This is a genomic window from Acinetobacter sp. 231_lipA (assembly GCF_058243005.1).
In genome coordinates this window covers 3,131,104-3,143,688 of sequence record NZ_JBZAYU010000001.1, presented here as the reverse complement: position 1 = coordinate 3,143,688, position 12,585 = coordinate 3,131,104, and the positions used below count along the sequence as shown (strand labels likewise).

At 41.3% G+C, this 12,585-nt stretch carries 10 protein-coding genes; 2 read left to right on the top strand and 8 right to left on the bottom strand.

Annotated elements, in window-relative coordinates; genetic code table 11:
- Positions 1-36 precede the first annotated feature (36 nt).
- Positions 37-237, top strand: coding sequence for a hypothetical protein (locus AC4CUX_RS15435; RefSeq protein ID WP_490792540.1), 201 nt, complete (start codon positions 37-39; stop codon positions 235-237).
- A gap of 62 nt (positions 238-299) precedes the next feature.
- On the top strand, positions 300-953 hold the full coding sequence (locus AC4CUX_RS15430; protein WP_490792539.1) for a hypothetical protein: 654 nt from the start codon (positions 300-302) through the stop codon (positions 951-953).
- 128 nt (positions 954-1,081) lie between these two features.
- Here the strand turns inward: AC4CUX_RS15430 and AC4CUX_RS15425 are convergent, their stop codons facing one another.
- Genes AC4CUX_RS15425 through AC4CUX_RS15390 form a run of 8 tightly spaced genes read right to left on the bottom strand, consistent with a single transcriptional unit; the run spans position 1,082 to position 12,559 of the window.
- A complete protein-coding gene (locus AC4CUX_RS15425; protein ID WP_490792538.1) occupies positions 1,082-1,660 on the bottom strand; it encodes a lysozyme in 579 nt (192 codons plus the stop codon).
- Between the two features lie 11 nt (positions 1,661-1,671).
- Positions 1,672-2,043, bottom strand: a complete 372-nt coding sequence (locus tag AC4CUX_RS15420; protein WP_087010935.1) for a hypothetical protein — start codon at positions 2,041-2,043, stop codon at positions 1,672-1,674.
- 56 nt (positions 2,044-2,099) lie between these two features.
- Positions 2,100-4,589: a phage tail protein gene (locus AC4CUX_RS15415; RefSeq protein WP_490792537.1), complete on the bottom strand. Its 2,490-nt coding sequence runs from the start codon at positions 4,587-4,589 to the stop codon at positions 2,100-2,102.
- Position 4,590: 1 nt separating this feature from the next.
- Positions 4,591-5,007 (bottom strand): NlpC/P60 family protein, encoded by a 417-nt coding sequence (locus tag AC4CUX_RS15410; RefSeq protein ID WP_490792536.1) that lies wholly within the window; start codon positions 5,005-5,007, stop codon positions 4,591-4,593.
- Position 5,008: 1 nt separating this feature from the next.
- The gene (locus AC4CUX_RS15405; protein WP_490792535.1) at positions 5,009-7,999 is read right to left on the bottom strand and encodes a hypothetical protein; all 2,991 of its coding nucleotides are present in this window, start codon (positions 7,997-7,999) and stop codon (positions 5,009-5,011) included.
- A 59-nt stretch (positions 8,000-8,058) separates the two neighbouring features.
- Positions 8,059-8,916, bottom strand: coding sequence for a DUF2163 domain-containing protein (locus AC4CUX_RS15400; protein ID WP_490792534.1), 858 nt, complete (start codon positions 8,914-8,916; stop codon positions 8,059-8,061).
- Entirely contained in the window at positions 8,913-9,566 is a 654-nt protein-coding gene (locus AC4CUX_RS15395) for a DUF2460 domain-containing protein (protein WP_490792533.1), read from the bottom strand. Before AC4CUX_RS15395 ends, AC4CUX_RS15400 begins: the two co-directional genes overlap by 4 nt.
- Before the next feature lie 11 nt (positions 9,567-9,577).
- A complete protein-coding gene (locus AC4CUX_RS15390) occupies positions 9,578-12,559 on the bottom strand; it encodes a phage tail protein (RefSeq protein ID WP_490792532.1) in 2,982 nt (993 codons plus the stop codon).
- Between the last annotated feature and the right edge of the window lie 26 nt (positions 12,560-12,585).

Here is a 12,585-nt window from a genome sequence, read left to right as displayed (position 1 = left end):
TGAAATGTGAAGTTTGTAATTTGAGGGGGGTGTTCAATGGCCTACATTACCAAAGATGGCAAGTGGCTTGCCTATCGAGATGCGACACAAGAAATACTGGAATACGATGATTTTTCAGATGTCCAACAGGTCTATCAACCTGAATGGTTTTGGGTCGATGATAAGGATGATGCTAAGGTATTTCACGCTGAAAGTATCGCCAGTTCCTTTCTGGTGCGTAGACGTGGGGAGTTTTGAAATGGTGCAAAGGTTGTTAGGAAATAAAAATACTGCTATAAGTTTTTTATTTTTATAAGAATATGAAGTTTAGTCATTTAATTTCTACAATTTTCCTCGCGACTGCATTTGGATGCATTCTTCTATTTGCGGTTATTTTTTGGTTTTATTCAAATGCTGACAGTAAAACACTAATCTTACTCAAAGACTCTCTTTCTACTGCATCAGGTTTTTTTGGTGGTATAACCACTCTTATTGCTGCATATATTGCATCTCGATTATTTAATGATTGGAAAGAACAACATAATAAACAAGTGCTTGCAACCGAAGCTAAAGAAACTTTTAAATTAATTCATAAGGAGCGTGATCTCATACATCAATTAAAATTTACTTGCGAAGATATATCTTTAAATAAATCAACTAAAAAAATTTCCTCATATTCTCTAGCATCAGATTTTGAAAATAATTTATTAAACCTATTTAATAAAAACAAAGACATTATGACTTCATTCTGCTTTTTATCCCAAGGGCAGGATATTTTTGGATTGATGTTAAATTATCGTGCAGAGATTGATAAATTTGCAAAAATGTTATCAGATGAGAGATCAAAGCCATTTAGTCAAACCACTTTCCTAACAAGTGAATCAGTGGTCAATATTTTAGAGTTGATAAAAGATATCGAACATAAAAATTGTGAGCTGTTAATCGGACTAAAAACATACATCTTTGTAAAATAAATGTAGAAAGCCCTCACGTAGAGGGCTTTTTCAATTCACACACTGAACACAAACAGTGACATGCACCTTTGTCGAAATCGAATGAGCTGTGCAGCCTGAAAGCAGGATGCACAGCATGAATGCTTTGATCATGATAGAAACAAAGCCTTTTCTTTAGCACGACGATTCACAAGCCCTTGCATACGCTTACCACCCGCATTCACCCACACATCAAACTGATCCGCAGCAGCACGATTATCATTGGCATTCAGCTTTTTCACCAAAGTTGATTTGCTAAATGCATTGGTCCCAATGTTGTAGGCAAGTGATACCAGTGCATCGAACTGATTTTGATTAAGTGGTACTGTCACCGCATTATTTACAGCAGCTTCAAATTTCTTTAAATCATGCGCCATAAAAGCCTTAGCTTGTGCTTCCGTGCAGGTATCACCTTTCATAACTTTAATGCCGTTCGGATAAACTGTGGTACCGAAACCAATCGTCCACACTCCCACCCCATCGTCATAGGCAGTAAGTCGCTTACCCTCGAAACTACAGATGAGATCTACACCAAAAGGGCTAACGGCCATCTGGTCGATCGCAATACCCAACATATCAACCACTGATGCATCTGTAGCCGTTGCAATCACTTGATTCGCAGCATCAACCTGTTTTTGAGTAAGTGTTCCACCACTGATCTTTCTTAAAAAATCAAATATCTGTTTCATTTTTCACTTACTCACTTAAACATTGCTTTAAAAGCTGATCGAATTTCAAAGATTAATTCACCAATGGTTTTACCACGTAACAGCTGGATTGCTTGATACCAGATGCCAATTAACAACATTCCGAAAATCGCAAAGATCAACATTACAAAGCCTTGCGTCATATGTGAATAGACATGCCAACCATAATATTCAATAAATGCTGAACCACCATACAGACTAATCGCCACACTAAACGTGAACTTCATAATCACACCCATCGTGATTTTAATTCGTCCCTCAGTGTCGATATCCCCCGATAACGTCAGAGCAAAGATTGCCCCAACCACTGCAGCGATAATTTTAAAAAGCCATGGTAGGCCCTTGATGCTTAACGGGTCATTCATAGACCACTCCTAATTTTTTGGCAATAAAAAAGCACCCGAAGGTGCTCTATGTTGTTTTATCCATCAGCTGTGACCTGCGTGATCTCTGCTGAGTAATTCCATGATGTTTGTTTCCACACGTCGCGTGCAGCCACACGAATGTAGTAGATCGTGGTCGAACTTAGACCTGTGATCATGCAAGCATTCTCGGTACCTGTCCAACGAGGTGCAGTCGTTTCAGGATCGAAACCTTGTGTTGTACTCACCCAAACTTGATAGTCTTTAAGATCGGGGACTTCACTTGGAATCCAAGTCACTGTGATCGAATCTGCAGTGGCAGATGTGTAGACGTTCAACAATTGTGGTGGCACCGGATTACTGATATTCAGCTCCGCAAAGGTACTGACAATCGAACCGTTTTTACTTGCGACCCGTAGAGTATAAGCACGTTGAATACCGTCAATCTTGGCTTCATCCATACTGTAACTGTAATCAGTATTTGTCGTTTCAACTTCACGTAGCAATACGCCACCTGACATGATCTGAACAATGTACCCTGTAGCACCAGCTGCACTTTGCCACTGAACTTTAAAGCTTGTACCTTCAAAGGCTGACTGAAGGGATAGACCTTTTACGCCAGATGGACGGCTGCCAGTAATGGTGTGACTATAAGCCGCCACCTCATCCAGAGTCTGTTCTTTTTGCTGCAATCCATTGAAGCTGGTGAACTTCAGATAAATCTGTTTTCCAACCATATTTTCATTGTAATCATGGCTAAAAATGGCACGATCAATACGAACAAATGATTCGCCTGCATTATGTGGCCCTGCATCATCGAAACGCCCACGGATCACATCGCTCAATGTATACAGCCCAGATCCATTCAATGTGGCCTCAATATAGTTAATATATTCGTCACCGACTCTACATAGAGTTGCATCAACTTCAGCATCTTCAACCGTACCACTGAACATCTGGCTGGATGTATTCAACTGAATCTGCATCTCGGTATCATCTGCATCAATCGCTGAAACCAGGGCACCATATCGAGCAGACCCATAGATCGTACCAACCATTTCATAAGTCGTATTATCCAGGCTGACCCAGACATTACAGCCGCCCCAATTAATTCCACCAGATACTGCTACCCAGATCTGATTTTTACCGCTAGTCAAATCTAATGGTGGTTCAAAAATATTCGGTGCATTCACGTTTCCTGGTTCTTCATTTCCTCCCTGATAGCCATTAGATGATTGAAGATCATATTCAACTGCAGAGCGAGATCCAACAGCCAGTTCTTCAGCCGTAATCGAGAGCATTCCGTCTTCATCTTCTTCAACCCGGGTGATCCGAACTGGAAACTGATTTAAGCCTAGTGATTCATCTGTGATGGTCACAATGTCCATCGGCTCTAAACGGCAGTACTTCCAGCCTAATTCGAACTCATATTCATTACGGACATAAAGTTTTCGCTGCAATAGCAACTGCACTGCATGACGGGCAATTTTAGGTTCACAGAAAAAATCATGCTTGACCGGATCTTGCGTACGTAGACCAAACATTTCAATATTTGCCTGGTCTTTAGCTTCAACGGTTTCAGTATTGTATTGATTGAAGCGGTTTACATATTCAATCTGGCAATGATTATAGGCATCAGTATCACGACTTCGACGTACCCGAACTGGCTGATCTTCACCTAGAAAATCGTCATCAGTAAGGTGATAAACCGGCTCTAGATCAGGTACGAACGTTACCCCATTTCCACTGACAACACTGTCACCATAAGACCTGATCTTCAAACCGTCTGGACTAGGAACCACAGCACAATTTACCGCTTCAACAATTTCATTGATGATTTCGAATGCTTCACGCTGTTCTGTCAAAGCAGGACTGACCAACAAATTAGTGGCAGCACAATAGGTTCGAAATTCAGATAAATCTGCCATTTGCAGACTTGGTGATGCGCCATAACGAGGATTGGTAATGAAGTCTTCAATTACATCTGCAGGATTGGCATCTTGAATCGTTTCTGAGAATGTAATATCGCTAATCACTTCAAAATTGTGATTCGATAAGCTGGCACTCCCCCCCAGATCGTAGTTGGCACATGCGACATAACCGAGAAATGGATAGTGCAATGCCTGGTCAGGATGCTTTGATGGGAGATAGCCCCAGACAGGATTATGATCACCATCAAATAATTCAAACCCTAGCTGATCAATAGGTTTAAGCTGAATACCACCTTCCGTTTTAGGAACAATCTGTTCTTTATCGCGCCAGATAATCCCAATGTCTTTGATTTTGTTTTCACAAAGCCCAAGCATGAATGAAGCGCTGTAGGTATAAGTCGTGTTTTTGGTTTTTACACCCCCACCCTTACCACCTTGTTTTGTCGTTGTTGTATGGGCTGTGGCGGTAAAATCACCATACCAGAACATATTTGCCGCAACACGATTTTTGCCATAAACCAGAGGCTGACAAAGACCATAAGCGGATTGTTGAATTCGCATTGAATTGATACGTTTATCAGATGTACTGACTGTACCACCCCCAAAAACACCACCCATTTTATAGCCCTCTTAAACGATAAAACCCGGCAATTCGCCGGGCTAAACTTCCTTTGGTTCCATCCTGGAGGATGACCCCCTGATGGATATATGAGTGGATGATCGTTGGCCACTCAACGACAATTGCAGCATGACTGATGCACTTGCCAAAATGATAAAGAACAATATCACCAGGCTGCGGCTCAGTCACTTGATCACAAAATTTCTGAATGTGTTCAAGATAGCGCTGCCCCATCTGGTGCATGTGCCAATCGGCTGGATATGGGCGCGGATCATAATGATCAATAAGCCCCACTGCTTCATAAACTTCACAAAGCAGTGTTGCACAATCCACACCCACACCTTTGACACGCCCTTGGTGGTGGTAAGGTGTGCCGAGCCATGTTAGGGCTTCGGCAACGGCTTCGAGGTTTTTCATTTTAGAGATCCGATGAAATTACTGTCACGCCAGATCCGAAAGTCGGATTATAGCTATCGTTTTCTTTGATCGAACCTAAAATCTTCACTTTAGCTGTACGACCTGCTGCTGTGGAGATTAGCGGTTGACCAGCTAGCTTTCCTTTAAACGTATTGCCCATCATCAGCACGTTCACAGGCTCATAAGTCATGCCATCTGTATTGATATTCGTTAAATTAATACGAGTATCACCGATCTCTGAATTGATGATTTTCACCGTTTTTAATGGTGTTACAGCACTAATCAATGTCGGAATGTCCGCTTGTTGATATAACCCGTCAAACACAATTCCGTCTTGATCAGGAATCTCAGAATTAGGGTAATAGCTACGTGAATGGCGATCTTTATCAAAATGAATCGAAATCCCTATTGGACGAGGCTTTTGAAGATAGATGTTTCTAAAAGTTAAACCACGAACACCTACAGAATGACCTACATTCTGATCTTGAATCATTGTCCACTTAATACCATCAATCGTTGCAGTTCCAGTAGCATGACTTGGCTCAGTGAGTGAAGTGTAATAAGTAACTGGATCTGTTACGCCATTACTCACTCGATACATCTTGCCATTACTTGCAACAACGGTATCCGACTGCTGAACAGTCATTCCACTTTTCCAATCAATCCAAGCACCTGCCAAAATTCGCGCAAAGTATCCTGTTGTGCCACGGTCAGGGTCAGCTAAGTCATAACAGTTTTCAATCAAACCGTTCGTCAATGAACCCAGCTCAGGCTGACCTGTCGCGTAATCATGGCAGTTCAATGCAATTGGATCGTCGTACGTTTTAAAACGACCATCACGGATTAGGTAGCAGTCTCCATTTCCAAGGTGAATTGCGTCTTTATATCCTTCAATGTGTGGACTGGTGATTTTGATATTCTCAAAAGTACAAACATGCACAACGTAGCTTTGAGCATCACCATCTAGCAACTCAAAATCGTCTAAATGAAAATTTCGGATATAGTGCATCGCGATATGACCACGCAAGCCAGGAATACCAGCTGTTCCATCAGTTCCATTTCCGATGCCGTTACAAATCATTTTCATTCCACGTAAAATGATATTTTCATTCCATTGCTTACGGTACGCACCTTCATTAATGAATGTGTATTTTGGAGACTTGCCACTAAATAACACTTTATTAATGTAGACTTTTGCACCAAACAAAATGAGTGTATTGCTCTCAAGTGGAATCGTTTGATTGATGTCATAAACACCTGGGTAATCGATTAAGATGGTACCGCCGCCTGCCACTGCTGCTTTTAATGCAACAACATTATCATCAGCATTGTTGTTCGGCAAAAAACCAAATGATGCAGCATTTTTAGTTACACCGCTCCCATTAATCGTGATTATTCCATTAATCAACGCATCCAATTTTGCTTTATCAACTGGCGACATAAGTCCAGATCTTTGAGCTGTGGCGTCTCCAATTACGACAACACCATTCCCATCTTTATTTGCATAGATCCCACCTACCACAACATTTTTTACTGCATCAGGATCAGTAGCAGTATCTCCTCCACCCGCTCCAGCAAGTTCAAATCCATTAATATGGGTCAGCTTAAAATCACCATTTGTAGAGCTGAAAAATTTAACAAGACCACTATCAAATACCACAGAATCAGTATTACCGCTTTTCAGTGTAATATTCGCTTTTACGGCATTGGCAGGCGCAGTAAAAATCCAATCCGCCATCTGACCTGCTGGCCGATTTGTCACACTGAGCAATGTACCGTTTGAATCAAACCAACCAATCCTTAGATTCGACAGTAAATCAGCGGTATTCTGAATTCTGTAAGTAAATCCCTGCACTACTGGAAAATCGACAATACTTCTACGATTTTTTGATCCTGTATTTTCAAGTAGACCTGTACTTGCATTGATATTCCCAACTTTCAAATATGCTGTGAAATCTATCAAAGATGCGGTGGCAGGCTTAATAATGTCTTGTTTTTGTTGAATAGCCACTTTGTTTAATGCAACAGTATTTGCATTTTCAGCAACCGTAGCTTTCATCTTGATAATTTCAGAAACTGGCGATGTTACTGTCACGACAGTTGTATTCGTTGTATGTGACTCAGTTTTAGAGATACGCACAAATACAACATTTAATCCCGAAGGGATGGTGAAGGAACTACCACCAGTGAAACCACCTTGGCTAATAAAACTCTTATCTGCTTTATATAAATTAATGCGATACATAGGCTTATCGCTACTAAGCACATCACCATCTTGAACGGAGATATATTCAAGATGCGACTGGGTATTTACTGTATTTAGGCCACCCGCGGAATCAAGACCAAATTCCAGCCAGTCGTTATATTGCTCGCTTTTAAAAATTTCTTTTTCGAGAGTATTTGTTTTTCCAGCTACAGAAGAAAGATTGGCTTGCAACCCTGGAACACGATCATCACGTAAGCTAAAGTTATTTACTTTTGATAATTCAAAAACGCCTGATGCCGAAGAATAAAATCTGACTAAAGATGCATCATACGCAATAGAATCAGTATTACCGCTTTTAAGTGTAATATTCGCTTTCGCAGCATTGGCAGGTGCTGTAAAAATCCAATCAACCATCTGACCTGCAGTTTTTGTAATAACACTTAACAGATTCTGATTTGCATCGAAAAAAGCTACACGCAAACTAGATACAACATCTGCAGTATTTTGAATTCTATAAGTCACCCCCTGCACTACTGGAAAATCGACAATACTTCTTCGATTTGTATATTGTGAGTTTTCTAGCAATCCTGTCGCTGCATTCAAATTACCAACTTGCAGGTAAGTAGAGAAATCTATTAATTCAGCCGTATCAGCAGAGATATGTTTCTGTTTTAAATCTACTTTCTGAATAGGTGCTACATTCTCGGCCATTTGCGCCATCATTTCACGCACTTCAGAATGTTTTTTAGTTCGGTCACGAAAATCAGCTGGCGTAGGTATAGGCATTTTCTCACCCCATAAAAAAACCCAGCTCAATGGCTGGGTATGGATTAATACAAATTTGGTTAAACGGCTGTTTCTGGTACAGGTATAAATGGCGCACCACGGAAACGGCTGAAATTATTAAAACGGTTTTGGCAGGTTTCAAGACGCTTATCACATCCTGGATAAACTTTGATTCGTTGCCCTGCTTGCGGTGCTTCCAACAATGGCAAAGTCAATAATAAAGCACCTGATTCATGCATACGAATTGTTCGTTTTAAACCTGCATTACCACCGTCCAAAAACTCAATTACACCCTGAGTAAACCAACCTTGCGGTTGATTCACCTGGCATAAAATTCGAGCTGGAGTACTGCCCGATTCAATGGTCGTTTGCACCATAAAGTTTTGACGCAATAGACCGCATGCCGTATCAAATAGCGTGTTGGTACAGCTTGGCTGATACAGGTTTCGTGGCATTTGCACGTTCAATTCATCCAGATCTGATGCCACACTGGCTTGAATAGAATTGCGATCCAAATCAGGTTCAATGATTCGACCTTCAAAAAGCTTGATAGCCCCGGCACTGGTATCGGTTGGTGTATTCATATTCATGAAAATCCGTTCCAACTTAAATCGAGCACCATCCAGTTGGCCATTATGAAAGGCCTGGACAACGTTGATACCATTCCATTTGTTATCGTCAATACAATCAATATTGATCGATAAATTATCGACTTCAATGCCGAGTGAAAGACTGATTCCATCACGGCTGATAATTGGGCCTTCCGAGCTATAGACCTGACCTGCAACCACCAGGTCAAAGTCATAATTCGTGTATCGAAAAACATCGCCCTGTACCGTTGTAATGGTATAGAGATCTGCCATCACAAACTGATCAGCATCAAGCAAGGCAATTAATTGTGGAGATGCTGTTCTCATACCTTATTTCCCAATGAGCCAATCATTTCAACTTTATTGGCTTTCCATAATTTGCTCATGAAGTTGGTGTATTGCTGTTCATCGTCGGCAAATCGGCAGCGGTAGTAATACGTCCCTTTCACCTCAAACTTATGACCTTGTTTCAAAGGCTTTGAAAGCGTAACCATGCCCGACTTGGTGACTTGAGCAGTTGTGTCATCCCAAAATAGATCATCATCGTTATCACTCCAAAACAAAGCGTTATCATCTTCATTCCAAAACGTTGGATCAATTTCAAATACAGTTATCGCTTTTGTATGCGCTAAAGGGATCTTTGAAGTGTGCATCTGCTTATAGATCTGATAGCTAGTCGTGCTGCCGTTCCCGTTAAATGAACAACTGTATTCACTATCGTCTGGCATTTTAAAAAGAAAAGAATCGAATGCACCACGGCGCTCGTAAAAGAAACTTTCGAGTTGCTGTAGCTCATTACGTCCTTTCGATTCACGCAGAAAACCGAATGACAAAGATATTTCATACTTGGGCACGGCCTGGTAACTTGCACGAAGCTCCCGACCGTTCACCGACTCCATGATCTTTGTATTGAAAATGGGTTTCTTGCTGAGATCCCATTCCAGTCCTGGCAATTCAGGAAACAATACATCAGACACGATTTTCTCCCTTATCGACCAAAATTACGGTTATAGCCTTTCAAACCACCAGCCAATTCACGACCATGCTTTTCCATAAATCGACGTACATCTTTTGAATCCCATGCCTGAATCGTAAAATTGTTAAAGGTTTGCGCTGAACTTCCACCGCCACCACCTATCCCTCCATCGGAGGATAAGCTTTTACCTAGGGCACGGATCGTATTGGCATGCTGTTTAGGCAGTACCATTTCCTCTTCATGGAGCTGAGTCATTGGATTCACACCTGCAGGAATATCGTAACCTCCTCGAGCAGATGCAACCTTGCCAACAATTGCCGATACACCAGCAAAAGCTGCAACACCTGCCGCAACACCCAATGCAGGGCCGACAACAGGAATAGCTGATAAGGCCGCCCAAGCTGCTGCCATGGCTTCCCATGCAGACATCATGATTGACTTGATAGTACCCATCAACTTAATGCCCAGACGTGTAAACACACCAGTGGCTGTTGCAGCTGTCTTCATACCCTCGCCAGCCACTACAGCACCAGTTTGGGCGGTTTGACCTGCAATTTCAGCCGCTGTTTCGGTTTTGATAAAACCTAATTTTATGGCCATGCGAGTTGCCAGACTGGCGGCATATTTCTTCAATGGTTCACTGATCATGCTTTGGACGAATGCCCCAGCCAGTTCGGCAAAGATTGCATTCATAGCGTTTCGCCACGTCAGAGTTCCATTCATCATTGACTGGATGCCTTTATCCCACAGTCCAGACATTCGTGACGTTAGACCACCAAACTTATCTTCAAAGTCTTTCATTTGAGCATCTGAAAGAACTCCTACTTGCTTGGTATCGGAAACCTTTTGATCAGTATCCAAATCAGAAATATTGTTCATAATCTGATTCTGATTGCCTTGTTTCCCTGAGATACCAGACATTTGGTTTTCAAGTGCAAGTCGATCCTCAAGCCCTCTGCGTTTAATTTCACGCAATTTGTCTTCTAACTCTTTTTCAAGCCGTGCTTTTTGAACATTTGAAATCTTTTTAGCATCAAATTCAGCTTGGATATTAGCTTTATCTATTTCATAGGAACGCTGCGCAATGAGTAGATCATTTTCAATGAGTTGCTCTTTGAGTTTTTTAATATCCTCAAATTCCTTAACACGCAAAGCAATTGTTTTATCGCTTGCCTCTTTTTCAGCGACAATTCTAAATTTTACTTTCTCAGCATCTGTGACTTTTGATTTCTCGATATCAGACAAAGCTTTCTTAAGATCTAGAGCAATCTTTTCTTCCTCTGTCGCAAACTTGTATCGGATATCAGCAAGTGCTTTAGCAGCTTGCTCAGCAGCTCTTTCCTTTGCTTTTTCATCAGCATCAGATTTAGCTTTTGCCGAACTTCCTTTAGAGTCTTTGACCCCTGTGCCAATACCTTTACCCGGGTTAAATGTCGGTGATGGTGTAGGCGGTGGTGCAGAACCAACTACAGTAGGATTTTTTAAGAACAGATTTTGAAGTCTTTGCCCACCTGTTGTTGCAGAATTGACAATAGCTGAACCTGCTGTACCCCAAGCATTAGCTGTGTTGCTTACACCAGTATTCCAACTTGTTTTTAGGTTGTTTAGACGTGACTGCATCTGACCTGTATAGCGATCAGTAATTGAACCTAATTGTGATAAACCACTTTCCCATGATGCTTTGGCAGCTGAGAAGTTAAAGTTCAAAACATTGCTGACAACATTGCCAAAGGTCTGAAACTTGATGGACAAGACATCAAGACCGTATTGAATCGTATCTCGGAATCCTCCAAATACATTCATTACAGTGTTCATTGAAATATTAATTGCTTGGCACACTGTAGCAACGACCGCACGAATAGCAGCAAAAGCAATTTCAATACTAACTTTCAGACCAACTGCCACAGCTGCGAATCCATTCATCGCACCAGCGACTAGATCCATAAACCCTACTTGTTGAATCGCTCCATCACCAATATCAGCTGTTAAATCACTCCAAATCCCACTGATCGTACTAAATAGACTTTGAACAATATCGAGAAGGCTTTCGAATATTGTGATTATCGCCGTGACTGCACTATCAATACCCTCTCTGGATCTTGATGCAAAACCAAGGAAATCATTTGCTAGATTTGTTAGTGCTGGTGCTGCTTGAGCAGCCAGTCTTGTAAATACGCCGTCTATAGTTTGCTGAATTGTACTTAACGCAGTATTGAATTCCTTAGTCTTCGCAATTGCATCCTGATCCATAATCAAACCAAGCTCATGCGCTTGATTTGAATATTGCTTTAACTTTTCTGCATTATTCTCAAGCAGTGGAGCTAAAAGCGTTGCATCATTAGCGATTGACTCCATGTAAAAAGTCATCTCAGCTTGGGATACGTTCGCTTTCTCTAACGTTTGATAATACTTTTCAAGAATTTGTGGACCAGTAAGACCTTGAAACTCTTTAGCGGTTACACCTACCTTTGGCGCAATTTTTTCGAAGAAATCAGCCATTTCTCCGCCACCAGTTTGCATGAAGTCACCAAACTTATCATTCACATCTTTCATGATGTCAGATAGCTTGTCTTGCTCAACCATGACTGATTTAGAAGCAAATGCCCACTCTTGAAATTCTTTTGTGGTTGTATTAGCCAAGCGTGCTTGAATTTCCAATTCTTTAGATGCTCGACCAACTTCAGACGTTAATGACGCCAATCCAATAGCCGCTGTCCCAACAGAAGCTGCTATACCAACTCCGATCGCAGCAAAGCTTTTAGTCAGATTTCCTGAGATTGATTTGCCAATATCCTCAAACCTATTATTGATATTCTTGGTTATGTCATCCAAACCAGTTTTAATGCTTGAGAAATCCAGTTTAAACTTAACTTTACTCCCAGTATCCTCAATTCGTTTGGCACCGTCGCTAACGATCTTTTCAGCATCATTCATGCCTTTCTTAAGTTCGGAAGTCTTCGCACCAACGTGCACTTCCACTCGATTGTTGCTCATAATTCCTATCTCACAGGCATAAAAAA